Origin of the sequence: Alkalimonas amylolytica, assembly GCF_900107845.1 — a bacterium.
Taxonomy (GTDB): domain Bacteria; phylum Pseudomonadota; class Gammaproteobacteria; order Enterobacterales; family Alteromonadaceae; genus Alkalimonas; species Alkalimonas amylolytica.
Genome location: NZ_FNRM01000006.1, coordinates 255,726 through 280,495, shown reverse-complemented (window position 1 = coordinate 280,495; position 24,770 = coordinate 255,726). Strand labels below are relative to the sequence as shown.

General features: G+C 54.3%; 22 protein-coding genes and 1 other RNA gene. 22 read left to right on the top strand and 1 reads right to left on the bottom strand.

What is annotated here, in order from left to right; translation table 11 throughout:
• Positions 1–174: 174 nt before the first annotated feature.
• The 22 genes from BLW37_RS13340 to lpxC all read left to right on the top strand — a co-directional run bounded on the left by BLW37_RS13340 (position 175) and on the right by lpxC (position 24,095).
• Positions 175–1,215: an ImmA/IrrE family metallo-endopeptidase gene (locus BLW37_RS13340; RefSeq protein WP_342744215.1), complete on the top strand. Its 1,041-nt coding sequence runs from the start codon at positions 175–177 to the stop codon at positions 1,213–1,215.
• Between the two features lie 2 nt (positions 1,216–1,217).
• The gene (locus BLW37_RS13335; protein WP_245785736.1) at positions 1,218–1,712 is read left to right on the top strand and encodes a DUF4411 family protein; all 495 of its coding nucleotides are present in this window, start codon (positions 1,218–1,220) and stop codon (positions 1,710–1,712) included.
• A gap of 15 nt (positions 1,713–1,727) precedes the next feature.
• Positions 1,728–4,805 carry a type I restriction endonuclease subunit R gene (locus tag BLW37_RS13330; protein WP_091343636.1) on the top strand — a complete coding sequence of 1,026 codons (3,078 nt, stop codon included), beginning with the start codon at positions 1,728–1,730 and terminating at the stop codon, positions 4,803–4,805.
• 298 nt (positions 4,806–5,103) lie between these two features.
• On the top strand, positions 5,104–5,373 hold the full coding sequence (locus BLW37_RS13325; RefSeq protein WP_091343634.1) for a type II toxin-antitoxin system Phd/YefM family antitoxin: 270 nt from the start codon (positions 5,104–5,106) through the stop codon (positions 5,371–5,373).
• Positions 5,374–5,673, top strand: coding sequence for a type II toxin-antitoxin system RelE/ParE family toxin (locus BLW37_RS13320; protein ID WP_091343632.1), 300 nt, complete (start codon positions 5,374–5,376; stop codon positions 5,671–5,673).
• A gap of 125 nt (positions 5,674–5,798) precedes the next feature.
• Positions 5,799–6,165, top strand: an RNA gene (gene rnpB, locus BLW37_RS13315) — RNase P RNA component class A.
• 250 nt (positions 6,166–6,415) lie between these two features.
• Positions 6,416–6,880 (top strand): division/cell wall cluster transcriptional repressor MraZ, encoded by a 465-nt coding sequence (mraZ, locus tag BLW37_RS13310; RefSeq protein WP_091343630.1) that lies wholly within the window; start codon positions 6,416–6,418, stop codon positions 6,878–6,880.
• Complete coding sequence (gene rsmH / locus BLW37_RS13305) at positions 6,881–7,831, top strand: 16S rRNA (cytosine(1402)-N(4))-methyltransferase RsmH (RefSeq protein WP_091343628.1); 951 nt, start codon at positions 6,881–6,883, stop codon at positions 7,829–7,831.
• Positions 7,828–8,136 carry a cell division protein FtsL gene (gene ftsL, locus BLW37_RS13300; protein WP_091343626.1) on the top strand — a complete coding sequence of 103 codons (309 nt, stop codon included), beginning with the start codon at positions 7,828–7,830 and terminating at the stop codon, positions 8,134–8,136. The genes rsmH and ftsL overlap by 4 nt, the downstream gene beginning before the upstream one ends.
• Positions 8,133–9,884: a penicillin-binding transpeptidase domain-containing protein gene (locus BLW37_RS13295; RefSeq protein WP_091343624.1), complete on the top strand. Its 1,752-nt coding sequence runs from the start codon at positions 8,133–8,135 to the stop codon at positions 9,882–9,884. The genes ftsL and BLW37_RS13295 overlap by 4 nt, the downstream gene beginning before the upstream one ends.
• A complete protein-coding gene (locus tag BLW37_RS13290; protein ID WP_091343622.1) occupies positions 9,874–11,343 on the top strand; it encodes a UDP-N-acetylmuramoyl-L-alanyl-D-glutamate--2,6-diaminopimelate ligase in 1,470 nt (489 codons plus the stop codon). Before BLW37_RS13295 ends, BLW37_RS13290 begins: the two co-directional genes overlap by 11 nt.
• Positions 11,340–12,713 (top strand): UDP-N-acetylmuramoyl-tripeptide--D-alanyl-D-alanine ligase, encoded by a 1,374-nt coding sequence (locus BLW37_RS13285; protein WP_091343620.1) that lies wholly within the window; start codon positions 11,340–11,342, stop codon positions 12,711–12,713. The genes BLW37_RS13290 and BLW37_RS13285 overlap by 4 nt, the downstream gene beginning before the upstream one ends.
• On the top strand, positions 12,707–13,789 hold the full coding sequence (gene mraY, locus BLW37_RS13280) for a phospho-N-acetylmuramoyl-pentapeptide-transferase (RefSeq protein WP_091343618.1): 1,083 nt from the start codon (positions 12,707–12,709) through the stop codon (positions 13,787–13,789). Before BLW37_RS13285 ends, mraY begins: the two co-directional genes overlap by 7 nt.
• A gap of 7 nt (positions 13,790–13,796) precedes the next feature.
• Positions 13,797–15,137, top strand: a complete 1,341-nt coding sequence (murD, locus tag BLW37_RS13275; protein ID WP_091343617.1) for a UDP-N-acetylmuramoyl-L-alanine--D-glutamate ligase — start codon at positions 13,797–13,799, stop codon at positions 15,135–15,137.
• Positions 15,134–16,327 (top strand): cell division protein FtsW, encoded by a 1,194-nt coding sequence (ftsW, locus tag BLW37_RS13270; protein WP_091343615.1) that lies wholly within the window; start codon positions 15,134–15,136, stop codon positions 16,325–16,327. Before murD ends, ftsW begins: the two co-directional genes overlap by 4 nt.
• Positions 16,324–17,421 (top strand): undecaprenyldiphospho-muramoylpentapeptide beta-N-acetylglucosaminyltransferase, encoded by a 1,098-nt coding sequence (murG, locus tag BLW37_RS13265; protein ID WP_091343611.1) that lies wholly within the window; start codon positions 16,324–16,326, stop codon positions 17,419–17,421. The genes ftsW and murG overlap by 4 nt, the downstream gene beginning before the upstream one ends.
• The gene (gene murC, locus BLW37_RS13260; protein WP_091343609.1) at positions 17,418–18,872 is read left to right on the top strand and encodes a UDP-N-acetylmuramate--L-alanine ligase; all 1,455 of its coding nucleotides are present in this window, start codon (positions 17,418–17,420) and stop codon (positions 18,870–18,872) included. The genes murG and murC overlap by 4 nt, the downstream gene beginning before the upstream one ends.
• On the top strand, positions 18,869–19,789 hold the full coding sequence (locus tag BLW37_RS13255; protein ID WP_091343608.1) for a D-alanine--D-alanine ligase: 921 nt from the start codon (positions 18,869–18,871) through the stop codon (positions 19,787–19,789). The genes murC and BLW37_RS13255 overlap by 4 nt, the downstream gene beginning before the upstream one ends.
• Entirely contained in the window at positions 19,786–20,535 is a 750-nt protein-coding gene (locus tag BLW37_RS13250; protein WP_091343606.1) for a cell division protein FtsQ/DivIB, read from the top strand. The genes BLW37_RS13255 and BLW37_RS13250 overlap by 4 nt, the downstream gene beginning before the upstream one ends.
• Positions 20,532–21,767, top strand: a complete 1,236-nt coding sequence (gene ftsA / locus BLW37_RS13245) for a cell division protein FtsA (protein ID WP_091343604.1) — start codon at positions 20,532–20,534, stop codon at positions 21,765–21,767. Before BLW37_RS13250 ends, ftsA begins: the two co-directional genes overlap by 4 nt.
• Positions 21,768–21,881: 114 nt before the next feature.
• Positions 21,882–23,042: a cell division protein FtsZ gene (gene ftsZ / locus BLW37_RS13240; protein WP_091343602.1), complete on the top strand. Its 1,161-nt coding sequence runs from the start codon at positions 21,882–21,884 to the stop codon at positions 23,040–23,042.
• Positions 23,043–23,183: 141 nt separating this feature from the next.
• A complete protein-coding gene (gene lpxC, locus BLW37_RS13235; protein WP_091343600.1) occupies positions 23,184–24,095 on the top strand; it encodes a UDP-3-O-acyl-N-acetylglucosamine deacetylase in 912 nt (303 codons plus the stop codon).
• Between the two features lie 79 nt (positions 24,096–24,174).
• Here lpxC and BLW37_RS13230 read toward each other — a convergent pair whose 3' ends face one another.
• Positions 24,175–24,711, bottom strand: coding sequence for a DciA family protein (locus tag BLW37_RS13230; RefSeq protein ID WP_245785735.1), 537 nt, complete (start codon positions 24,709–24,711; stop codon positions 24,175–24,177).
• Between the last annotated feature and the right edge of the window lie 59 nt (positions 24,712–24,770).

The window sequence follows — 24,770 nt, the reverse complement described above, 5'->3', positions numbered from 1 at the left end:
ATCCTGTCTGACTGAGCGGCACAGCACAGCTATAATGTACAAGGAGGTAGCATCATCATGAATCGCGTCGCTGTTAGCCCTGAACTTGTTCAGTGGGCCCGCGAGCGTGCCCATCTGGATGTTGCGGCGCTTGTGGCTCGCTTTCCGAAGCTCCCGGAGTGGGAGCGTGGTGAGGTGCAGCCCACGTTCAAGCAATTGGAGGATTTTGCCAACGTAACGCATGTGCCTTTTGGCTATTTGTTCCTGCCCGAGCCGCCGCAGATCCCGATGCCGATCCCGGATTTTCGCACGTTGCAAAATCAGCAGTTGCAAACCACCAGCCCCGATCTGCTGGATACCATTTATGCGATGCAACGGCGCCAGGCGTGGCTGCGGGAAAGCCGTTTGGAGTGTGAAGCCCCCCCGCTGGAGTTTGTTGGCAGCGCACGCCTCGCCGATGATCCGGCAGCCATCGGTCATGAGATGCGCCGTTTGCTGGGCCTGATGGATGGTTGGGCAGCCACAGTGCGAACCTGGCAAGAAGCTGTTGGTGCTCTGCGAAGTGCTATCGAGGCAGCAGGGGTGATGGCCGTAATCAACGGTGTGGTGGGAAACAATACACGTCGCGTGTTGGACGTGGAGGAGTTTCGAGGTTTTGCGCTCAGTGATGAGTATGCACCACTGATCTTCGTTAACGGCGCGGACGCCAAGTCCGCGCAGATGTTTACGCTGGCCCATGAGCTGGCGCATCTCTGGTTGGGGGGCGAAGGCTCTGGTTTGTCTGGCTTTCCCGGAATATTTCCTGATGGTGGTGTTGTAGAAACCTTTTGTGACCGCGCTGCGGCTGAATTTCTGGTGCCGGAGGCCGAGCTTCGCGCCAGTTGGCCTGATATGCGCCGTGAGCAATCCCCCTTTGAGTTACTGGCACGACGGTTCAAGGTGAGCCCCATTGTGGTGGGGCGCCGAGCGATGGATCTGCGACTGGTGGACCGTCAGTACTTCTTCGACTTCTACGAATCATATCGGAAGTTGGAACGCAAGCAGAAGCAAGCGGCAGTGGGCGGCGGTGATTTCTACAACAATCAGAACACGCGCGTTGGTAGTTTGTTTGCCACACAAGTGATTCGCGCTGCCAGGGAAGGTCGCATTGGCTTCAAGCAAGCCTATGAACTGACAGGTTTGAACGGCGGGACTTTTCAAGAGTATGCCCGTCGCTTGGGAATGGAGTTGCCCTAATCATGTACCTTATCGATTCTGACGTACTGATAACCGCCAAGAACAGCTATTACGCCTTCGATCTGTGTCCAGGCTTCTGGAACAGCTTGCTAGCCAGGCACCAGAACGGTCAGGTGCACAGCCTGGATCGCAATCGCATGGAGTTGCAGCAGGGCCGCGATGATGATGAACTTGTCAGATGGGTACAAGATACTGTGCCGGCTGATTTCTTTTTGAGCACTCATCAGGCTGATGTGGTAGCCGCCTACACCGAAGTCATGCTTTGGGTCCAACGCAATCCGCAGTATTTTGATAACGCCAAGGCTAAGTTTGCCACCGGGGCGGATGGCTGGCTGGTGGCCTATGCCCGCATCCATGGCAGTACTGTGGTGACTCTGGAAGAGTCGCGGCCTGAGTCGCGCAATCAGATCAAACTGCCTGATGTCTGCATGCAATTTGGTGTGCGTTACGAGAATGTCTTTACCATGCTAAGGGCATTGCAAGTCCAATACAACTAAAGAATAGGGGAGTACATGTCCGGCCATTCCGAACTTGCTTTTGAAATTGCCATTGAGGCAGGCCTGACTGGTGCGGGCGGCTATCAAAAGCGCGATGCGTCGGCCTATGACGATGCGCTGGCGTTATTCCCAGATGATGTCATCGGTTTCTTGCAGGAGAGCCAGGTGGCCAAATGGGGCCAGCTTGAAGCCTTGTTGGGTGACAAAACCCGAGCGACTGTATTGGACAGTTTGGCCAAGGAGCTGGAGATCAAGGGCACCTTGCATGTGCTTCGCTATGGCTTCAAGTGTTACGGCAAGACCTTCCGGCTGGCGCACTTTCGCCCCAATTCCGGCATGAACCCGGAGGCTGCTGCTGCCTACGCGCTGAACCGCTTGACCATCACGCGGCAAGTTGCCTTTAGCTCTGTGATGAAGAAGGCCGACGGTAAAAATCGGCGCTGCATTATCGATGTCACCCTGTGCCTGAACGGCCTGCCGGTGGTCACTGCTGAATTGAAAAACCCACTCACCGGCCAGCGCGCGGCGGATGCGGTCAAGCAATACAAGCAGGACCGTGATGAACGTGATCTGCTATTTGCCTTCAAAAAACGCGCCTTGGTGCATTTTGCCGTGGATCCGGACGAGGCGTGGATGACAACGCGACTGAAGGGCAAGGATACCGTCTTCCTGCCCTTCAACCGTGGGCATGAGCATGGCGCGGGCAACCCGCCGGTGGAGAACAACTGGAAAACCCATTACCTCTGGGATGAGGTGCTAGCTAAAGACAGCCTGATGGATATTCTGCAACGCTTCATGCACCTGGAGGTGAAGGAGCGGCAGGTCAAGACCTACAAGGGTGCGCGCACCGTGCGCAAGGAGACCATGATCTTTCCCCGTTATCATCAGCTCGATGCGGTGCGCAAGTTGGTCGGTCATGCATGCACTCATGGCTCGGGGCACAACTATCTGGTGCAGCACTCGGCGGGGTCGGGCAAATCCAATTCCATCGCCTGGCTGGCGCATCGGCTGGCCAGCCTGCACGACGCTAAAGACAATAAGGTGTTTCACTCTGTGGTGGTGGTCACGGATCGCCGCGTGCTGGATCAGCAGCTTCAGAACACTATCTACCAGTTCGAGCACAAGACCGGGGTGGTGGAGAAGATTGACGAGAACACCCAGCAACTGGCCCAGGCGCTGTCTGGCGGCACGCCGATCATCATCACCACCTTGCAGAAGTTTCCCTTCATCTCCCAGGCGCTTTCTACGCTGGAGAAAAAAGGCTCAGGCGTGAAAATCAGCACCGCCGGCAAGCGCTTTGCCGTGATTGTGGACGAGGCGCATTCCTCCCAGAGCGGCGAGACAGCCTCTGAATTGCGGGGCATGCTGAACAAGGATGGCATCGAGGCGGCTATTGCTGCTCAGTTGTCCAATGAAGAAGACGATACCCTGTCGGATGAGGCCAAGGCGGCGATCCTGCGGGATTCGCTGAAGCGGGCACGGCAGCCGAACCTTAGCTTTTTCGCGTTTACCGCCACGCCCAAATTCAAGACTAAGGCCCTGTTCGATGAGCCGGGCCCCTCCGGCAGCTCTCCGTTCCACGAATACTCCATGCGTCAGGCCATCGAGGAAGGCTTCATCATGGATGTGCTGCAGAACTACACCACCTACAAGCGCTTTTTCGGCCTGATCAAGCAGGTGGAGAACGATCCGGAAGTGCCACGCAAGAAGGCAGCAAAGGCGCTGAGCCGCTATCTGGAACTGCACCCGGTCAATATCGAGCAGGTAGTTTCGGTGATTGTAGAACACTTCCGCTTGTATGTGATGAGCGAAATGGGTGGGCGCGCCAAAGCCATGGTGGTGACAGGCTCGCGGCTGGCTGCGGTGAAATACAAGCTGGCCTTTGACCGCTATATCAAGGACAACGGCTATGGCGGCATACGCTCGCTGGTCGCTTTCTCCGGTAGCGTTGAAGATCCAGACGACCCTGGTTCAGCTTATACCGAAGTCGCGATGAATGACGGCCTGGCGGAAAGCGAGCTGCCGGAAACCTTTGAGCGCGAGGATTACCGTGTGCTGCTGGTCGCGGAGAAATACCAGACTGGTTTCGACCAGCCGCTGTTGCAGACCATGTATGTGGTCAAGCGCCTGGCGGGAGTGCAGGCGGTGCAAACCTTGTCGCGCCTTAATCGTGTGGCTCCGGGTAAGGCCCGCACCTTCGTGCTGGATTTTGCCAACGAAGAAGACGATATCTATCAGGCCTTCAAACCCTACTACGAGGCTACGCCTGTCGGTGAGAATGCCGATCCGCACCAGTTGTCCGAGTTGCAACACAAACTGCTTGGCTGGGCCATCTTTGCACCCGACGATGTCAATGCCTTCGCAGAAGTCTGGTATCGGAGTAAGCGCGACCATTCTGCTTCCGACCACCGCGTGATGAATGCTGTGCTAGATGCAGTGGTTGAGCGTTTTAGGGATAGCGAGGAAGCTGAGCAAGAAGAATTTCGTGGTCAGTTGACGGCTTATCGTAACCTCTACGCCTTTCTGTCACAGATCATTCCGTATCAGGACAGCGAACTGGAGAAATTTTACACCTTCGTGCGCAACTTGCTTTCCAAGCTACCGCCGCCAGGCGATGGTCAGGCCTTTGCGCTTGATAACGAGGTAGCGCTGCGCTATTTCCGCCTACAACAGATGACGGAGGGATCCATCGACCTGGGCACTGGTGAGGCCTATCCCCTCAAAGGTCCGACCGATGTTGGCACCAGTGGTGTGAGGGAGGAGCCTGTATCGTTGTCATCTCTAATCGAAAAGCTAAACGAACGCTTTGGTACGGACTTTACCGAAGCTGACCAACTGTTCTTCGACCAGATCACCGCCAGTGCGGAGGAAAATGAGAAGATTGTCGAAGCAGCTAGGGCAAACAATCTGCCAAACTTCTCTGCCTTCCTTGAGCGTATGCTGGATGAGTTGTTCATTGACCGTATGGAAAACAATGAGGACATTTTTTCACGCGTGATGACGGATAAGGCGTTTCGCTCAGCGGCTCATGAGCATATTGCTGAGGTGATTTTCAAGCGGGTGCGTGAAGAAAAAGGTACCAGTCGTGGGTAGGAGGGGTATAGAAAGTGTATAGCAAGTGGAAGTTGGCGGATCACTTTTCGTTTCATCTGCTAAGACGCTGAACTAGAGCCTGTTGACCTATTGGACTGTGGTTCTTGGGGCTCATGGCGTTCCCCTGCACGCGTTCAAGCTCGTAGCACCTTCTCGGCTTTGAAAAATCGAACCTGACCTAGTTGCCTTTTCATGCAGCATCGGGCCCCTAGCCCAGGAAATAAGAACGGTTACCTTCTTGACCGCACCTGTTAACTGGTGCTATTAATGGTGCCATGTCGATGGTTAGGTAATCACTATGCACGTGAAATTTTCCGAGGATGTCATTCCTCTATCAGACCTTAAAATCAATCCCGGAAAGGTGGTTGGTCGAGCGCAGGATACGCATCGCCCAATTCTGCTCACCAGTCGTGGCCGTGGCGTAGCTGTGGTGCAGGGGCTTGAGGATTATGAGAGAACTGCCGAGGAGTTGCGGTTTGTAAAGGCAGTGGCGCAGGGGCTTGTGGACGTTCGCGAGGGCAACACCGTATCGTTGGAGGACGCCAAGCAAACATTAGGCATCAAGTAAATGGAATTACGCATCGCACAGTCTGCTCTTGAGGACTTACAGACTATTCAGGAATATTACAAAGAGCAGGATGTGCCACATATCGGTGATAATTACGTGGCTGCAATCCTGGAGCATTGCGAAATGCTCCAACTCCACCCTGATGCTGGCCGGGTTGTTCCTGAATTTAACCTGGATCATATTCACGAGTTGATTCATACGCCATTTCGAGTTGTCTATCTCAGGCAAGCTAAAGAGGTTGTGATCATACGAGTCTGGCGAAGTGAGAGGCAGCTTGAATTACCAGCCACAGAAACATAACCGGGCTATGCTACGGATGCCAAAGCCTCCGCTTCGCTCTGATCACGGGGTTTACTCGTCTTTTCGCTGAACTCCGGTCAAAAATAACACCTGCGCTTTCGCAGCATTTGACGTATACTGCGCCCCGAGTTGGCCAGGGCAATCGCTGCTTGCATTTGCAAGGGGAGGAAAGTCCGGGCTCCACAGGGCAGAGTGCCAGGTAACGCCTGGGCGGCGTGAGCCGACGACCAGTGCAACAGAGAGCAGACCGCCGATGGCCCGCTTGCGGGATCAGGTAAGGGTGAAAGGGTGCGGTAAGAGCGCACCGCGCGACTGGCAACAGTTCGTGGCACGGTAAACTCCACTCGGAGCAAGACCAAATAGGCCCCCAATGGTACGGCCCGTACTGGGGGCGGGTAGGTTGCTTGAGGTGCATGGTGACATGCATCCTAGAGGAATGGTTGCCACCTTGGAAACAAGGCACAGAACCCGGCTTATTGGCCAACTCACTTCTTTCTCCACTTTCTCCCTTTTATGTTGCCAAAAAACACTTCGTGAACATTCCTGCAGCTTATTACTCCCACTTTCCCTCACGGAATCAGTGGTTTTGCTGCAGCCTGCATTTTTGCTGGATCTTTCCAGTCAAATATGCACCGCTTTTACCTTGACAATGGTCGGATCACGGCCCTAAACTGTAGCATTGTGGGGATTTGTGGATAATTGTGGATCGCGATGGATCAGTCGTCGATCTCAGGACACAGCTATGCTTCGTGGCTCGTTTACACTAACAATGGACACCAAAGGCCGGATCGCGCTGCCAGCGCGCTACCGCGACTTTTTGCTGTCTGAGTGTTCAGGCCAGCTGATTTGTACCATCGATCACAAAGATCCCTGCCTGATGTTGTATCCCTTAGCCGAGTGGGAAGACATCGAAGAAAAACTCAAGCGTTTGTCCAGCTTTAACGCCCAGGAATTGCGTTTAAAGCGTTTGCTGTTGGGCCATGCCTCTGAATGCGATATGGATAAAAATGGCCGTATTTTGCTGCCGGCACCGCTGCGCAGCCATGCCAGCCTGGAAAAAAACATTCGCCTGGTTGGCCAATTGAATAAATTCGAGATCTGGGATGAAGCCGCCTGGCTAGACCGTGTGGAACAGGACATGGCGCTGGAGCGGGACATGCCGGCTGAAACTGAACTTTCTGAACGATTACAGGACTTTGCACTGTAAATGACTGCTAGCCCTCATACATCCGTATTATTGCAGGAAGCAATAGACGGACTCGCCATTCAACCGGCCGGGATCTACCTGGACGGGACTTTTGGCCGGGGCGGACACAGTCGACACATTCTTGCCAGGCTCTCTGCCGAGGGCCGTTTGTACGCGATCGATCGCGATCCCGCCGCCATTGAAGCCGCAGCCCCACTGTTGGCCGATCCCCGCTTTCATATCAGCCGCAGTCCTTTTGCGGCGCTGGACCTGATCAGCCAGCAACAGCACATTCACGGCATAGTCGATGGTATTTTGCTGGATTTAGGCGTCTCCTCCCCACAACTGGATGATGCCGAACGTGGTTTTAGTTTTATGCGTGATGGCCCGCTGGATATGCGGATGGACCCGGATGCGGGTCTGTCAGCAGCCGAGTGGCTGGCCAGCGCTGATGTGGAAGACATCAGTTTTGTGCTCAAAGCCTATGGTGAGGAAAAGTTTGGCTGGAAAATTGCCAATGCCATTGTTGCCGCCCGAGCTGAAGCGCCCCTAACGCGGACCCGACAGCTGGCTGAGCTGATTGCCGGGGTGGTGCCAAAAAGTCCGAAAGAGAAGAAGCACCCGGCCACGCGCAGTTTCCAGGGCATTCGGATTTACATCAACAGTGAGCTGGAGCAAGTCAAGCAAGCACTGGACGCCGCACTTACCGTATTAAAGCCAGGTGGCCGTTTAGTGGTGATTAGCTTTCACTCACTGGAAGATCGGCTGGTAAAACAATTTATGCGCCAGCATAGCAAGGCAGCGCCAATACCGCGTGGCCTGCCGCTTACCGATGCGCAGCTGAAGCAGCATCTGCCGCTGAAACTGGTGGGTAAGGCCATCATGGCATCCGAGCAAGAATTGGCGGCCAACCCCAGAGCTCGTAGCGCAGTGTTACGTATTGCCGAGAAAAACGCGGAGGAGGCAGCATGAGCCAGATCCGCTTAACCCAGGTGATTATGGCCGACTGGCCGCGCTTTCGCTGGCCAGTGTTGTTGTTGTGTCTTTGCGTGCTGTCGGCGTTAGCTGTGGTGCAGCTATCACACAGCAACCGTTTGCTGGTGAATGCGCAAAACCAATTGTATCAACAGCGTGATGCGCTGGATGTAGAGTGGCGAAACCTGCTGCTGGAGCAGCGGGCTCTGTCGGAACACAGCCGGGTGGAAGACATTGCCAGCTCCCGTTTACAGATGCAGCGCCCCAGTGGTGCCCGTGAAGTGGTGGTGACCTTACCATGAGCAGAGCAGCACAAAAACAACACGCCAAACGCAACCAGACACCTGGCATCGTGGGCTGGCGTTTTGTGTTCGTGATGCTTGCTTTAGCTTCGGTGTTTGTGGTGCTGGTGGCGCGGGCCGCCTACTTGCAGGTGCTGGAACCAGAAATGTTGGTGACCCAGGGCGATTTACGCAGCTTGCGGGTGACTTCCAACACTGTATTGCGCGGCATGATTTTAGACCGTCATGGCGAAGAGTTAGCGGTCAGTGTACCGGTACAGGCTATCTGGGCTGATCCCAAAGTTGTGCTGGAACGCGGTTCTCAGCAGGACCTCCGCCGCTGGGAAGCTTTGGCGGAAGGGCTGAATATGACGGCCGAACAGCTTAATAATCGCATTGGCAGCGACAGCCGTCGTCGTTTTGTCTACCTGCAGCGCCAGGTTAGTCCGGCAGCAGTCGATTATATCCGGCGTTTAAATGTACCCGGTGTTTATTTTCGTCAAGAGTCGCGCCGCTTTTATCCGGCTGGTGAAGTGACTGCTCATTTGATTGGCTTTACCGATATTGATGATGTGGGTGTTGAAGGCATAGAGCGTCGATACAATGCGTTGCTGACCGGTACGGCCGGTCGTACCCTGGTGCGGCGTGATGCGAAAGGGCGAGATATTGAAGTACTGGAGCGTGAAGATGCGCAGCAACCTCGTAATTTGCAACTGAGCATCGACCAGCGTATCCAAAGCGTAGCCTATCGTGAACTGAAAAAAGCTGTGCTGACTTATGGTGCTACCTCCGGCTCCGTGGTGATTGTTGATGTGCACAGCGGCGAAGTACTGGCGATGGCCAATAGCCCATCGTTTAATCCGAATAACAGGCGCAATACCCCGGTACACCATTTCCGCAATCGCGCTATCACCGATATGTTTGAGCCCGGCTCCACCATCAAACCCTTGCCAATTTTGGCTGCACTGGAGTTCGGCAGTGCCGACTTAAACACAGTGATTGATACGGCCCCGGGCATGCTGAGGGTTGGTGGTAGTTGGGTGCGGGATGTTGGCAGCAACAACGGCAAGCTTGATCTGACCGGCATTATGCAGAAATCCAGCAACATCGGTGTGACCAAGCTGGCTTTATCCATGCCACATCAACACTTGTTGGATTTGTACTTTTCGATGGGACTTGGCAGCGACACAGGCCTGAACCTGACCGGTGAAAGTTCCGGCATGCTCAGTCACCGGAATCGGTGGTCTGACCATGAGCTGGCCAGCTTGTCTTTTGGTTACAACCTGTCGGTGACGGCGGTGCAGCTGGCCCGGATGTATGCAGCTATTGGCAACGGTGGCATCCTGCGGCCACTGACCATCATCAAATCAGAACAAGGCTTGCCCGGTGAGCGGGTGTTGTCGCCAGACTATGCCCAGGCCATGCTGGATATGATGGAGGCCGTAATCGAGCCTGGTGGTACCGCTACCCGTGGTCGGGTCGATGGCTACCGGGTTGGTGGCAAAACTGGCACAACCCGTAAAGCCGTGGCTGGCGGTTATGGCGATGATTATGTTGCATCCTTTGCTGGTGTAGCGCCTATTTCCAACCCACGTTTTGCCACTGTCGTGGTGCTAAACGAACCGGCCAGCGATTATTACCACGGCGGTGAAATTGCTGCCCCGGTTTTTGCCAACATTATGAACTCGGTGCTACGGCTGAAAAACATCACACCCGATGCCGACGGCGTACGGATTTCCAAGCGTAAAGGAGGCCGTGATGCTGGTTAAAACAGCCGCCAGTTGGCTGGGCGAAATGGCCGCTCATCTGCCGCAAGAGCCACTTCAGCACTTGCAAATCGACAGCCGCAACGTGCGTCAGAACGATGTATTCCTGGCTTTGCCTGGGCATCAGCAACATGGCAACATCTATATTGGCCAAGCTCTGCAGCAGGGTGCCGCTTTTATTTTGAGCAACGAGGTACCAGCCGGCTATGCGGAGCATGCGAGGGTGTTACTGGTACCTGATTTACTGATCCAGTTACCAGAGTTAGCCAGTCGTTTTTATCAGGACCCAGCGGCTCACTTGCAGCTTATTGCGGTGACTGGCACCAATGGTAAATCCAGCACTGCCTGCTTTGTTCAGCAGCTGGCGCAACAGTTGCTCCAGCGCTCTGCGGTGATTGGAACTTTGGGGTATGGCCGCCCAGATAAACTGACGCCTTTGCCCAATACCACGCCGCATCAGGTGGAGCTACAAAAGATCCTGGCCGAGCTCAAGCAGGATAACTGCTCTTTGGTGGCGATGGAGGTGTCATCCCATGCCATGGTGCAGGGCCGGGTAGCAGGTATTCAGTTTGATGTGGCCATTTTTACCAACCTAAGTCGGGATCATCTGGACTATCACGGCACGATGGAAGCCTATGGTGCAGCCAAAGCACGCTTACTTACCCCTGAATACTGCCGTCAAGCGGTAGTCAATGTATCCGATACCTATGGTGCAGAGCTGGTGAAAAAACTGGATGTGCCTTATTGCGCTGTCGGAAAACTGGACGACTGCAAGCAGCATAACCGTTACCTTGGCTACCATCAGGTAGAAGCCGTCCCCGGTGGTTTTCGCTGTAAGCTGCAAACCGATGAGCAGCAATTTACTTTGCATCTGCCGTTGATCGGCGATTTCAATATCGACAATGCGGTAGCAGCCATCGCGGCCCTTTGGTTGCAAGGTTCGGACTTAGCAGAGTTATGTCAGGCTGCAGCTGTGCTAAATGCTATCCCTGGGCGCATGGAACAGTTTGATTTTCCGCACCCGCTGACGCTGGTGGTGGACTTTGCTCATACCCCGGATGCACTGCAACTGGCGCTGCAAGCGCTGCGTCCGCACTGTCAGGGTCACTTATGGTGCGTTTTTGGCTGTGGTGGCGATCGTGATCAGGGCAAGCGTCCATTAATGGGAAAAGTAGCAGAGCAATGCGCGGATCGAGTAGTGATTACCTCAGACAACCCCAGGCACGAGCCGATGGAGCAAATCTGCCAGCAGATTGCAGCTGGCATGTCGGATGAGGCGTGTTACCAGATTGAACCGGATCGTGAGCTTGCTATTAAGTTGGTGTTGGCAGAGGCCCAGGCGCACGACATGATTTTACTGGCCGGCAAAGGCCACGAAACCTACCAACAAATTGGCGATAACTACCGCGAGTACGATGAGCGCGCGTTTATTCGTCAGCTACAGCGGGAGATGAGCTTATGATCGCGCTGGATACGCAAACTTTGGCCAGCATCACCGGTGGTGTTTTACTGGGTAACAATGTGACCATCAAGGCCGTCAGCACCGACAGCCGGCGCATTGAGCCGGGTGATCTCTTTGTCGCGTTAAAAGGAGCCAGCTTTGATGGCCAGGCTTTTGTTGCCGAAGTGGCCGACAAAGGAGCAATAGCTGCTCTGGTGCACAGCCCGCAAACGGTGGACTTACCGCAAATAGTCGTGGCCGATACTACCATAGCTCTGGGGCAGCTCGGTGCCTGGGTGAAGCAGCAACTGCAAGTTCCTTCCGTAGCTGTCACTGGTAGTGCCGGGAAAACCACCGTTAAAGAGATGCTGGCGGCGATTTTGTCACGTCGAGGCAAGGTATTGGCAACGGCCGGTAACTTCAACAATGCCATTGGGGTGCCACTCACCTTGCTGCGCCTGGACAGCAGCCATAACTTCGGTGTATTTGAGCTGGGCGCCAATCATCAGGGTGAAATCGCATACACCAGCGCTTTGGTGCAGCCAGATGTCGCCATTATCACCAATGTGGCCGAAGCGCATTTGGAAGGTTTTGGTGACTTACAGGGCGTGGCTCGCGCTAAGGGTGAAATCTTTTCTGCACTCAAACCCGGACAGGTTGCCATTATTCCATCGGACAGCGAGTTTACTCCTTACTGGCAGAGCCGATTGGGCAAACAGCAGGTCGTCACCTTTAGCCTGAACAGTGATGCAGATTATCGCGCCGAAAATGTACTGCTGGACAGCCATGGCAATGCAGGTTTTGAACTGATTTGCCCGGCTGGCCGCCGCTTTATGCAGCTGAACCTACCGGGGATCCATCATGTTGCCAATGCACTGGCCGCAGCAGCCGGATCTATGGCGCTTGGTGCCAGTTTGCATGATGTGCAGCTTGGCCTTGCTCAGATGGCGGCAGTGCAGGGGCGAACCCAGGTGATTGAAGTGCGCGATGGCCTGCGCATTATCGATGACAGCTACAATGCCAGTGTTGGTGCTGTGAAAGCGGCGATAGATCTTCTGGCAAGCTACAGCGGCCAGCGCATCCTGGTGCTGGGTGATATGGCAGAATTGGGCTCTGATGCCCGTTTATACCACGAACAGGTTGGAAAATACGCAAAGGAGCAAGGGGTTAATCTATTGTTCACGCTGGGCGTGCTATCACAGAGCGCCAGTGACTGTTTTAACGGTCAGGGGCATCATTTCAGTGCCCGCCAGAGTCTGGTAGAGCGACTGATGCCTTCCTTAGCCCAGCACGCCACCACGATTTTGGTGAAGGGATCACGCAGCGCCAAAATGGAGCTGGTAGTGCAGGACTTGCTAGAACGTTGTCAGCAGGAGAAAACCCCATGCTAGTGTGGCTCGCCGAGTACCTCACGCAGTACATGACTTTTTTTAACGTCTTTAGTTATCTGACGTTTCGCTCAATTTTGGGCATTCTTACCGCATTATTGCTCAGTGTGTATTTCGGGCCCAAGCTGATTGCCCGCTTGCAAAGCATGCAAATTGGCCAGATGGTGCGCAATGACGGCCCGGAAAGCCATTTCTCAAAGCAAGGCACGCCTACCATGGGGGGCTTGCTCATCTTGGGATCGGTGCTGGTCAGTACCCTGCTATGGGCCAACTTGAGCAATAAATACGTTTGGGTGGTGCTCTTTGTGTTGGTGAGCTTTGGCACCATAGGCTTTATCGACGATTACCGCAAAGTGATCCGCAAAGATCCACAAGGACTGATCGCGCGCTGGAAGTACTTTTGGCAATCGGTGTTTGCCATCATCACAGCCTTGTTTTTATTTATCACTGCCGAGCAACCTGCAGAAACAGCTCTGTTGGTGCCTTTCTTTAAAGATGTGATGCCACAGCTCGGGTTGATGTTTTTACTGCTGAGTTATTTTGTCATTGTTGGCACCAGCAATGCGGTCAATCTAACCGATGGCCTCGATGGCCTGGCCATAGTGCCCGTGATTATGGTGGCAGCTGCCTTTGCCGTGATTGCTTACGCTAGTGGCAATGTGGTGTTTTCCGGCTATCTGAATATCCCGCACTTACCACACACCAGTGAGTTGGTAGTGCTGTGCTCGGCGTTGATCGGCGCTGGCCTTGGCTTTCTCTGGTTCAACACCTACCCGGCACAGGTCTTTATGGGCGACGTTGGCTCGCTGGCGCTAGGCGCGGTGCTTGGCGTTATTGCCATTTTGGTGCGGCAGGAACTGATCCTGTTCATCATGGGTGGTGTTTTTGTGATGGAAACACTGTCGGTGATCCTGCAGGTGGGCTCTTACAAGTTGCGTGGTCAACGCATCTTTCGGATGGCGCCTATTCATCATCATTATGAGCTAAAAGGCTGGCCGGAACCGCGGGTGATCGTGCGCTTTTGGATCTTGTCGGTGATGTTTGTTTTGGTAGGGCTTGCAACCCTGAAATTAAGGTAATACGACGATGCTAACTGCCTGGCAACAAAAACGCATTGCGGTGGTAGGACTTGGCCTTTCCGGTCAGGCCACCGTGCGCTTTTTGCTGCAGCATGGCATCCGGCCGGTGCTGATGGATAGCCGCCGTAAAGTGTCGGGTATGGATAGCCTGCCATTGGATAAAACCGATGGCCTGTACTTAGGCGAGTTGGATGCGAACCGCCTGGCACAGATGGATGTCTTGGTGGTTAGCCCTGGGCTCGACTTGCGCCACCCGGCCATTCGCTTTGCCGTGGCGCAGGGCGTGGAAGTGATGGGTGACATTGAGTTGTTTGCTCGTTGTAATTCAAAGCCGGTGATCGCCATTACCGGCTCCAATGGCAAGTCTACCGTGACCCGGATGGTGGAAGCTATTTTGCAGCACAGCGGCATCAAAGCGGTGGCTGCAGGCAACATCGGCCTGCCCGCGCTGGATGCTATCCAAAGTGCGGATACTGAGGTCTTTGTATTGGAGTTATCAAGTTTTCAGCTCGATACCACCAAGAGCCTGCAATCGTTAGCCAGCACCATCTTGAATATTTCTGCTGATCACTTGGATCGCTACCCATCGATGCAGGCCTATTGTCAGTCCAAGCAAGGGGTCTATCAGGGCAGCCGCATTGCGTTTTACAACAGAGCCGATAGCCATACCCTGCCACAAGGTAAGGTAAGCGAGCAGCACAGTCTAGGTTTGGATGCCCCAGAGGATGTGGATGGTTATGGCATCGCAGAGCGTGCGGGTAACGATTATCTGGTGCTTGCGGGTAGCGAGTTGATGCCCGTAAGCCAGTTGTCCTTGCTCGGGCGTCACAACCACTACAATGCGCTGACCGCCGCAGCCCTTAGTCTGGCCGCTGGTGCCGATTTTGCCAGTATCCGCCATGTCCTAAGTCAGTTCCAGGGGCTGGAACACCGTTGTCAATTAGTACACCAGCACAACGAGATACGCTGGGTAAATGATTCAAAAGCCACCAATATAGGTGCTACCTTGGCTGCACTGGATGGGCTGCGGCCGGTGATTGCAGGACAGCTGATCCTTTTGGCTGGCGGTGATGGCAAAGGCCAGGACATGACCGAGCTGAGTCAGAGTCTGCAACAGCAGGTGGATCAACTGATTACCTTTGGGCAAGATGGCCCTGCGATCGCAGCATTAAAAGCGGGCAGTCATCAGGTCAAGGATTTAACCGAGGCGGTCAGCAAGGCGGCAACACTGGCACAGCCGGGCGATCTGGTGTTGTTGTCACCCGCTTGCGCCAGCCTGGATATGTTCAGTAACTACCAGCAGCGTGGTGAGCGGTTTGCCAAAGCCGCTAAAGAGGTGGCCAGATGAAAGCATTGACGCTGCCACTATGGTCAAAACTCCAGTTATTGCTCGGTAGCCGAGAAGAGCAGAGCGATTACGACAGCTTATTGCTGATGCTGTTGCTGGTTTTGCTGGCGATAGGTCTGGTCATGGTGAATAGCGCTTCAGTGCCAGTTGCGGAGCGGTTGTTCGGCAACCCGTTGCATTTTACGTACCGTCATCTGGTTTACCTTGGGCTTGGCACCGCCATGGCCATAGTGGTGCTGAATATTCCGGTGCACCGCTGGCATCAGGGGAATTTGTTGTTACTGGCACTGGCTGCGGTTGGCCTGGTGGCTGTGTTGCTGTTTGGTCGCACAGTCAATGGTGCGACCCGCTGGCTGGCTCTCGGGCCCATTAGTATTCAGGCCGCTGAGCCCGCAAAGCTATTCTTTTTTGTCTACCTGGCCAGCTACCTGGTGCGGCGGCACGAAGAGGTACGCGAGAATTTCAAAGGCTTTATCAAGCCGATGTTGGTGTTGCTGTTGCTATCGGTGTTGCTGCTCTTGCAACCAGACATGGGGACGGTGATCGTGATGTTCGCCACTGCGCTGGTACTGCTGTTTTTGGCAGGTGCCAAACTGTGGCAGTTTATCGTGTTGTCGCTGACCGGAGTCAGCGCCGTGTTGTTTTTGATTGTGTACAGTGAGTACCGCTGGCGCCGGGTAACCGCCTTTTTGGACCCCTGGGCCGATCCTTTTGGCAGTGGTTATCAGTTGACTCAATCACTGATGGCCTTTGGCCGCGGCGGTTTCAGTGGTCAGGGCCTCGGCAACAGCATTCAGAAGCTGGAGTACCTGCCAGAAGCACACAATGATTTTATTTTCGCCATTATTGCGGAAGAAATTGGCTTTATCGGGGTGTTCGGCGTGTTAGCGCTGCTGTTTTTGCTGGTAGCCAGAACCCTGTGGATTGGCCGACAGGCCATGTTAAAGCAATTGCATTTCCACGGTTTTCTGGCGCTGGCGATGGCGATCTGGTTTGGTTTTCAAACGGCGGTCAATATCGGGGTGGCCAGTGGTGTGCTGCCAACCAAGGGCTTGACACTACCCTTTGTCAGTTCAGGCGGCAGCAGCCTGATTATTATGCTGATAGCGGCAGCTTTGGTGTTGCGGATTGACTTTGAAGTGCGCATGGAAGGCAAGCAAGCCATCAACCGGGGAGGGCGCAGCGGATGACAGCAAAAACGCCCACAGTATTGTTGATGGCCGGAGGGACGGGTGGCCATATTTTCCCGGCACAGGCATTAGCCGAAGAGTTGGCCAGCCGTGGCTGGCACATTCACTGGCTGGGCACTGCCGATCGGATGGAAGCCGACTTAGTACCTAAACTGGGCTGGCCATTTCATAGCATTGTGGTACGAGGCCTGAGAGGTAAAAGTAGTCGCCAATTGCTGAGTGCACCCTGGATGTTGCTGAACGCCATCCGGCAAGCCCGGCAGCTGCTAAAGCAGTTGCAACCTGATTTAGTGGTTGGCTTTGGTGGTTACGCCAGTGGTCCGGGGGGCGTCGCAGCCTGGTTGCAGCGCACCCCTTTGCTGATCCACGAACAAAATGCGGTAGCAGGCACCACCAACCGTTGGCTTGCAAGACTCGCTGCCAAGGTGCTGGTGGCTTTTCCGCAGGCTTTTGCGGGCCATGCAAAGCAGCAGTTGGTAGGGAACCCGGTGCGTAAAGCCTTGATCGCCGCCAAAGAACCAGGAAGCAAGAGCGAGCAAACAGATCTGCATGTTCTGGTCATTGGCGGCAGCCTCGGGGCGAAAGCACTGAATGATGGGCTGCCTGAACAGCTGGCGACTTTGAGCGAGACGACGCCACTTCAGGTAAAGCATCAGACTGGCAGTGCCATGCAAGCCGAAGTGCAGCAGCACTACCAGCAATTGCAAAGCGCATCTTTTGTCGGTGAGGCGCAGGCTTTTATTGACGATATGGCCTCGGCCTATCAATGGGCCGATCTGGTGATTTGTCGGGCTGGTGCTCTGACCGTCAGTGAAGTGGCCTGTGCTGGTGTGGCTGCGGTCTTTGTACCTTTGCCACAAGCGATTGACGATCATCAGACCGCCAATGCCAACTGGCTGGTTGGGCAGCAGGCGGCCTTATTACTGCCTCAACAGCAGCTGCAGCAGGGCGGGCTCATAGCACTGTTGCGCCCGCTACTTGGCGACAAAACGCAATTACAGCAACTGGCGGCAAGAGCGCGCCAGTGTGCACTGGATAATGCAGCGCAGCAATTGGCTGACGCCTGTGAACAGCAACTGGGAGCTCGGGTATGAATAAAGCGGTATTACCAAAGCACAGTCACGCCATGCGTCGCATAGGTCGCATTCATTTTGTTGGGATTGGCGGTGCCGGTATGGGTGGCATTGCCGAAGTGTTGCTGAACGAAGGCTACAGTGTCAGCGGTTCGGATATTGCCCCAAATACAGTGGTAGAGCGCTTGATTTCGCTTGGCGCCGATGTGCGCTTTGGTCACAGCGCTGACCATATTCAAGGGGTGAGTGTGGTGGTCGTCTCCAGTGCCATCGCCAAAGACAATGCAGAAGTGGCTGCGGCCATGGCGCAACGGATCCCGGTGATCCGCCGGGCTGAGATGCTGGCCGAGCTGATGCGGTTTCGTCATGGCATTGCCATTGCCGGTACCCATGGTAAAACCACCACCACCAGTTTGTTGGCATCGATTTTTGCTGAAGCGGGCACAGACCCGACCTTTGTGATTGGCGGTTTGCTGAACTCTGCTGGCAGCAATGCCAGGCTGGGTACTGGTCCTTATCTTATCGCCGAAGCCGATGAAAGTGATGCTTCCTTCCTGCATTTGCAGCCGATGGCGGCTGTCATCACCAATATCGAACCGGATCACATGGACACCTATGGCGGTGATTTTGAAAAACTCAAGGCCACCTACGTCGAGTTCTGCCATAACCAGCCATTTTATGGTGTGGTGGTGGCCTGCCTGGATGATGCGGTTATTCGTGAGTTGCTGCCCGTCATCGGCCGGCCTGTGCTGACCTACGGCTTTAGCGACGATGCCGATTACCGTATCAGTCAATTCAGTCAAAGCGGTGCCCGCAGCCTGTTTGTCATTACCGATCCGGCTCAGCAGAGCTGGCAAATAGAGTTGAACTTGCCCGGCCGGCACAATGCCTTGAATGCAACCGCTGCTTTTGCGCTGGCACAGGATGAAGGCATTGAGGAGCAGGCGATTCTGGCGGCGCTGCACAAATTTGCTGGCATTGGCCGGCGCTTTCAGCAATACGGTGAATTCGATACCGGCCAGGGCAAGGTATTAATGGTCGACGATTACGGTCACCATCCGACTGAAGTTGCTGCGACCATAGCGGCGGCCCGTAGTGCCTGGCCGGAGCGGCGTTTAGTGATGGCCTATCAGCCACACCGCTTTAGCCGTACCCGTGATTTGTATGAGGATTTTACCCAGGTGTTGTCCGGTGTGGATCAGTTGTTGCTGTTGGATGTGTATTCGGCTGGGGAACAAGCCATCCCAGGTGCCGACAGCAAAAGTCTGTGTCGATCTATTCGGGCCCGTGGTCAGGTTGATCCCATTTATGTCGCACCACCGCAGGAGCTTGGCGCTGTGCTGGCGGATGTGCTGAAAGATGGCGATGTGCTGTTAACGCAAGGTGCTGGCAATATCGGAGCTATAGCGCGTGAGCTGGCGGAAAAACAGCTGAACTGTGCGCTGTTAAAGCAGACAGGAGGTGCTGCATGAGCCGTTTTGGTCGCGTTGCTGTGCTATTTGGTGGTACCTCAGCCGAGCGGGAAGTTTCACTGCGCTCGGGAACAGCGGTACTAAACGCCTTGCTGCAAAGTGGGGTGGATGCCTTTGCCTTTGACCCCAAGTCGCAACCTCTGGCCGAGCTGGCAGCCCGCAAACCGGACCGGGTTTTTATCGTGTTGCATGGCCGCGGTGGTGAAGACGGCAGTATGCAGGGAGCTCTGCAGCTGTTAGGCCTGCCTTATACAGGCAGCAAGGTTCTGGGCTCTGCGCTGGCGATGGATAAAATACGTTGCAAATGGTTGTTTCAGGCACAGGGCATTGCCACGGCTGATTTTCGTGTGCTGCGCTCAGTGCCAGAGGCTACGACAGCCTTATTGGCAGAACTCGGTGGCAAAGTGATGGTAAAACCTGCCAGCGAAGGTTCCAGCATTGGCATGAGCATGGCTGATAACGTGGTCGCCTTGCAAGCAGCTGTGGCTGAAGCGCTGCGTTTTGATCAGGATGTGCTGGTGGAGCGGTGGATCCAGGGCCGTGAGCTAACCGTTGCGGTTTTGGGTGAACAGGTACTACCCATTATTGAGATGCGAACGCCGCATACGTTTTATGATTACCAGGCGAAGTACCAGGCAAATACCACCGAGTATCTGTGCCCGGCGCCGATCGATGGGGCACTGGCTGAGCGTGTACAACACATGGCCTGGCAAGCTTTTACTGCCGTTGGCGCTTCGGGCTGGGGCCGAGTCGACTTTATGCTGGATCAGCAGGGTGAGCCCTATGTGCTGGAGGTAAATACGGTGCCTGGTATGACTGAAAAGTCGCTGGTACCCATGGCGGCTAAAGCCGCTGGTTTAAGTTTTAGCGAGCTGGTACTGCAGGTACTGGCTCAAACCGGGCAGGATGGCTTATGAGCAATAGCGCTAGCAACCAGCAAAACCGCCGGGCATTCATTGCCGGATTGGTGTTTTTCATGCTGGCGTTGTTAGCGCTGGGTTGGGGTGGCTGGCAATTGAAGCTGTACGTTGAGCAACAACAGACCACGCCCATTGCTCAGGTCCGTTTGTTTGGCGATTTTCGACATATTGAACCCACCCGGCTGCAGCAACGGCTGCATGATCAGTATGTCGGTAATATTTTTCGGGTGGACGTGGCAGAGGTGCAGCAGTTCCTGTTGCAGCAGCCTTGGGTGTATCAGGCCGCCGTGCGCAAACAATGGCCGGATACCCTGGTGGTGGTGGTCACAGAACAACAACCGGTGGCAATCTGGAATGACCAACAATTAATCAACCAGCATGGTGAGCTGTTCCAGGCACCACTGGACCAATTGATTGCCGTGTTACCGGTGCTAACAGGCCCCACTGGCAGCGAGCAGGATGCCCTGTCCATGTTCCGTTACATAGAGCAGCTACTGAGCTTGCATCAGCTTAGCGCTGAACGACTGGAGTTGACCGAGCGTTTTGCCTGGCAAATTCAATTAAGCAATGACATTCGGTTAAAGCTGGGACGTCAGCATACAGTACCGCGCGTACAGCGTTTTCTGGAATTGTACCCGGTGCTGCGTGAGCACAGTGATGCAGCTATTGCAGAGGTTGACTTGCGATACGATACCGGGGTAGCTGTCCGTTACAGCACAACAGAACAGAAGAGAGAAGCATGACGAAGTCGGTCGATCGGGAAATGATAGTGGCACTGGATATTGGCACGGCACAATGCAAGGCTGTGGTCGGTGAAGTGACGCCAGACAGTAAGCTGAGTATTGTTGGTGTGGGCACCCATACCACCCGTGGCATGGACCGAGGTGGCGTCAACGATCTGAATCTGGTGATGCAATCGGTGCAGCGGGCTATCAATGAAGCGGAACTGATGGCCGACTGCCAGGTGTCCTCGGTGTATCTGGGGATCAGTGGTAAACACATTCGTTGCCAGAATGAGAGTGGCATGGTGCCGATTGGCGATACCGAAGTAACCGCTGACGACGTAGCCAGTGTGATCCATGCGGCCAAGTCGGTGCCGATTTCAGCCGAGCGTCGCATGCTGCATGTGCTGCCACAGGAATTTTCGGTGGATATGCAAGAAGGTATTAAAAGCCCGGTCGGCATGTCCGGGGTGAGGATGGAAGCCCGGGCGCACATTATTACCTGCGCCAATGACATGGCCAAAAACATTGAAAAATGTGCCGAGCGCTGTGGTTTGAAAGTCGATCAACTGATTTTCTCCGCGCTGGCATCGAGTTACGCCGTGCTGACCGAGGATGAAAAAGAACTGGGTGTCTGTGTGGTGGATATGGGGGGCGGTACCATTGATATTTCTATCTATACCAATGGGGCTGTGCGTCATACTGCGGTGGTACCGGTCGCAGGCAATCAGGTGACCAGTGACATCGCGAAAATTTTCCGCACCCCGATAAGCCATGCCGAAGACATTAAAGTGCAATATGGCTGTGCGCTGCGCAGCATGGTGGGTAAAGAAGAAAGCATCGAAGTTCCGAGTGTAGGAGGCCGCCCGGCACGCAGCATGTCCAGACATACCCTGGCAGAAGTGATCGAGCCGCGGTATCAGGAACTGTTTGAACTGGTGATGGAAGAAATTCATAGCAGCGGTCTGGAAGAGCAAATCGCCGCTGGCGTAGTGCTGACCGGTGGTGCCGCTAAAATCGAAGGCGCAGTTGAGTTTGCCGAAGATGTGTTCCAGATGCCGGTACGGCTGGGCCACCCGATGCAGGTGACCGGCTTGAAAGACTATGTGCAGGACCCGGCTTACGCCAGCGTGGTGGGGCTGCTGTTGTATGGGCTGGAAAGCCAGGAGCAAAGCAAAGCGCCAGCTAGTCCGAAAGATACAGTAAGTGGACTGGTGAAGAAACTGGCCAGTTGGTTTAAAGGTGAATTTTAACGACAGCGCAAGCTGTCAACTGCTTCAGCAATGAAGCCTATGATAGATCCGCCGGTCGTTGTTCCTGACTCAGAACAGCGGCTGAACGAAAAAGCAAAAAACGGAGAGAGAGCAATGTTTGAATTAATGGATAGTCACAGCGAAGAAGCTGTAATCAAAGTCGTTGGTGTTGGTGGCGGCGGTGGTAACGCCGTGGAGTACATGGTTGCCAGTAACATCGAAGGGGTGGAGTTTATTGCCGCCAATACTGATGCGCAGGCGCTGCGGAACTCATCGGCCCATGTCACCCTGCAACTCGGTGCCGCTGTGACCAAAGGCCTTGGTGCCGGAGCCAACCCGGACATCGGTCGACGTTCGGCTGAAGAAGATCGGGAAACCATCAAAAAGACCATTCAGGGCGCGGATATGGTATTTATCGCTGCAGGTATGGGCGGTGGTACCGGTACCGGAGCAGCTCCAGTGGTAGCCGAAGTGGCCAGAGAGCTAGGCATTCTGACGGTAGCTGTGGTTACCAAGCCGTTTCCGTTTGAAGGCAAAAAGCGCACCGCTTATGCCGACGATGGCATTTTGGAGCTGAGCAAGCATGTCGACTCTTTAATCACCATTCCAAACGATAAGCTGCTCAAAGTGCTTGGTAAAGGCACCAGCTTGCTGGATGCTTTCAAAGCCGCCAACAATGTGTTGTTGGGTGCGGTGCAGGGTATTGCTGAACTGATTACCCGTCCGGGCCTTATCAACGTAGACTTCGCCGATGTGCGTACCGTGATGTCGGAAATGGGCACTGCCATGATGGGTACCGGCACCGCATCTGGTTCGGATCGGGCCGAAGAAGCAGCCGAGCAAGCAATTTCAAGTCCCTTGCTGGAAGACATCGACTTGTCAGGTGCTAAAGGTATTCTGGTCAATATCACCGCGGGTCTGGATATCAGCATAGAAGAATTTGAAACGGTCGGTAATGCGGTCAAAGCTTTTGCTTCTGAAAATGCCACAGTGGTGGTGGGTGCGGTGATCGACCCTGAAATGTCGGATGAACTGCGTGTCACTGTGGTTGCCACAGGCATAGGGGCAGCTCGCCGGCCGGATATCAGTCTGGTGGCAAATCAACGCCAGGAAGTGACCACGCCGGTGTACCGCACGGCCGGTGGCAATACTGCGCAGCAGATGCAGACTGAAGTTATTGCCCAGCCTAAAGTGCAGGCTGAGCAGCGGGTTGAGCATAAGCCTGCTCAGGATATCTTCGATATTCCGGCGTTTTTACGCAAGCAAGCTGATTAGAAAAATTGGTTGAAGTGTTGGGTACTGACTGAGTTATGCGATTGAGTTCATCGCAGGTTCAGTTTTGGTTGGCATAATTATTAACATATGCTAGACTTCGTGCCCGCTTTGGGTTGTTCATTTTTTGAACTGGAAACGACTATGATCAGACAACGTACCATCGCACAAACTGTCCAGTCGGTCGGGGTTGGCCTGCACAAGGGTGAAAAGGTCACGCTCACTCTCCGGCCTGCACCTGATCACACCGGAATTATCTTCCGGCGGGTTGACCTGGATCCGATTGTCGACTTTAAACTCAATCCTGAAATGGTTGGGGATACCGTGCTGTGTACCTGTCTGATCAATGAAGATGGCGTACGCTTGTCTACCACCGAGCATTTAATGGCTGCGGTGGCTGGCCTTGGTATCGACAATCTGATCGTCGAAGTGGATGCTGCCGAAGTTCCGATCATGGATGGCAGTGCCAACCCTTTTATTTACCTGTTGCTGGAAGCTGGTATCAGTGAACAGAAACAGGCGAAAAAATTTATTCGCATCAAGCGGCCGATCCGGATCGAAGATGGCGATAAATGGGCCGAGTTCAAGCCTTACAATGGTTTCAAACTGGATGTGGCTATTGATTTTGATCATCCGGTGATTGCCGGTACCCAGCAGCGTTTGCAGATGGAGTTTTCTGCCGCCAGCTTTATCAAAGATATCAGCCGGGCCCGCACCTTTGGCTTTATGCAGGACATCGAGTATCTACGCGCCAACAACCTGGCTTTAGGCGGTAGTTTTGACAATGCCGTGGTGCTGGATGAATTCCGGGTGTTAAACCAGGATGGCTTGCGTTACGACGATGAGTTCATCAAACACAAAGTGCTGGATGCCATTGGCGATCTGTACATGGCCGGCTACAGCATTCTGGGTGAATTCAGTGCCTACAAAACCGGCCATGCGCTGAACAACAAACTGTTGTGTGCCATGTTAGCGGATGAAGCAAGCTGGGAATTTGTCACCTTTGAAGATGAAGCCGAAATGCCGATTTCGTTTTTGGCACCCCAGCTGGCCTGATCCCAGCACACAAAAAAACCAGCTGCGGCTGGTTTTTTTGTGTGTGTCTGCATGGTGGCAGGGCTATGACAAGACAGAGTCAGATGTTCCGACGGCGGATTAGTTGCTCAATGTGCGCTTTCAATGGCCCGGAACTGGCATCGGCCAGCTGTTGCAAACGCTTGCAAGCATCGTCTCTGACTGGCGGGATCTGAGCTGCTTTGGCTGCTGGTGGAGGCGCGATGCTGGCTTTGGGCGTGATCTCTATGTCGAGACCACCCAATTCAGGCAAGATCTTTTGCCGAAAATTGTCTAAAATGGCGTCGCGTTGCATTTTAACCCGGGTAGCCCAAGCCGCCGACTGGCATAAAATCACGGCTCGCCCTTGATAAATGCGGGCGACCTGACAGCCGTGCGCTTGCTGTTGCAACAATTGGTTGAGCAACTGATTGAATTGCTGCAGCTGGCTAAGACTTTGTTGCTGCTGCAACAATGGCAGTTTATCGAACAGCTGGTTCAGGGGTGCTGGTTTTTGTGAATAACGGGCCATGATGCGTACTGTCAGACAACCAGTTTGCAGTGTAGCACGGTTGTCTTTTTCCTGCCTACGCTTGAAACTGGCAACCACAAGCTCCATATCTGCAGCATGCTTCACTTTGGCTTAATGCCGTGGCGCCTGACGGCAAAGAAAAGTTG

Excerpts from the sequence above, each read along its gene's own strand:
- BLW37_RS13285 (WP_091343620.1), top strand. The coding sequence starts at position 11,340 with ATGATCGCGCTGGATACGCAAACTTTGGCCAGCATCACCGGTGGTGTT.
- murD (WP_091343617.1), top strand. The coding sequence starts at position 13,797 with ATGCTAACTGCCTGGCAACAAAAACGCATTGCGGTGGTAGGACTTGGC.
- ftsZ (WP_091343602.1), top strand. The coding sequence starts at position 21,882 with ATGTTTGAATTAATGGATAGTCACAGCGAAGAAGCTGTAATCAAAGTC.
- BLW37_RS13335 (WP_245785736.1), top strand. The coding sequence starts at position 1,218 with ATGTACCTTATCGATTCTGACGTACTGATAACCGCCAAGAACAGCTAT.
- BLW37_RS13255 (WP_091343608.1), top strand. The coding sequence starts at position 18,869 with ATGAGCCGTTTTGGTCGCGTTGCTGTGCTATTTGGTGGTACCTCAGCC.
- ftsA (WP_091343604.1), top strand. The coding sequence starts at position 20,532 with ATGACGAAGTCGGTCGATCGGGAAATGATAGTGGCACTGGATATTGGC.
- BLW37_RS13250 (WP_091343606.1), top strand. The coding sequence starts at position 19,786 with ATGAGCAATAGCGCTAGCAACCAGCAAAACCGCCGGGCATTCATTGCC.
- BLW37_RS13290 (WP_091343622.1), top strand. The coding sequence starts at position 9,874 with ATGCTGGTTAAAACAGCCGCCAGTTGGCTGGGCGAAATGGCCGCTCAT.
- mraZ (WP_091343630.1), top strand. The coding sequence starts at position 6,416 with ATGCTTCGTGGCTCGTTTACACTAACAATGGACACCAAAGGCCGGATC.
- BLW37_RS13325 (WP_091343634.1), top strand. The coding sequence starts at position 5,104 with ATGCACGTGAAATTTTCCGAGGATGTCATTCCTCTATCAGACCTTAAA.
- BLW37_RS13320 (WP_091343632.1), top strand. The coding sequence starts at position 5,374 with ATGGAATTACGCATCGCACAGTCTGCTCTTGAGGACTTACAGACTATT.
- ftsL (WP_091343626.1), top strand. The coding sequence starts at position 7,828 with ATGAGCCAGATCCGCTTAACCCAGGTGATTATGGCCGACTGGCCGCGC.
- murG (WP_091343611.1), top strand. The coding sequence starts at position 16,324 with ATGACAGCAAAAACGCCCACAGTATTGTTGATGGCCGGAGGGACGGGT.
- ftsW (WP_091343615.1), top strand. The coding sequence starts at position 15,134 with ATGAAAGCATTGACGCTGCCACTATGGTCAAAACTCCAGTTATTGCTC.
- BLW37_RS13230 (WP_245785735.1), bottom strand. The coding sequence starts at position 24,711 with ATGGAGCTTGTGGTTGCCAGTTTCAAGCGTAGGCAGGAAAAAGACAAC.
- lpxC (WP_091343600.1), top strand. The coding sequence starts at position 23,184 with ATGATCAGACAACGTACCATCGCACAAACTGTCCAGTCGGTCGGGGTT.
- mraY (WP_091343618.1), top strand. The coding sequence starts at position 12,707 with ATGCTAGTGTGGCTCGCCGAGTACCTCACGCAGTACATGACTTTTTTT.
- BLW37_RS13330 (WP_091343636.1), top strand. The coding sequence starts at position 1,728 with ATGTCCGGCCATTCCGAACTTGCTTTTGAAATTGCCATTGAGGCAGGC.
- murC (WP_091343609.1), top strand. The coding sequence starts at position 17,418 with ATGAATAAAGCGGTATTACCAAAGCACAGTCACGCCATGCGTCGCATA.
- BLW37_RS13295 (WP_091343624.1), top strand. The coding sequence starts at position 8,133 with ATGAGCAGAGCAGCACAAAAACAACACGCCAAACGCAACCAGACACCT.
- rsmH (WP_091343628.1), top strand. The coding sequence starts at position 6,881 with ATGACTGCTAGCCCTCATACATCCGTATTATTGCAGGAAGCAATAGAC.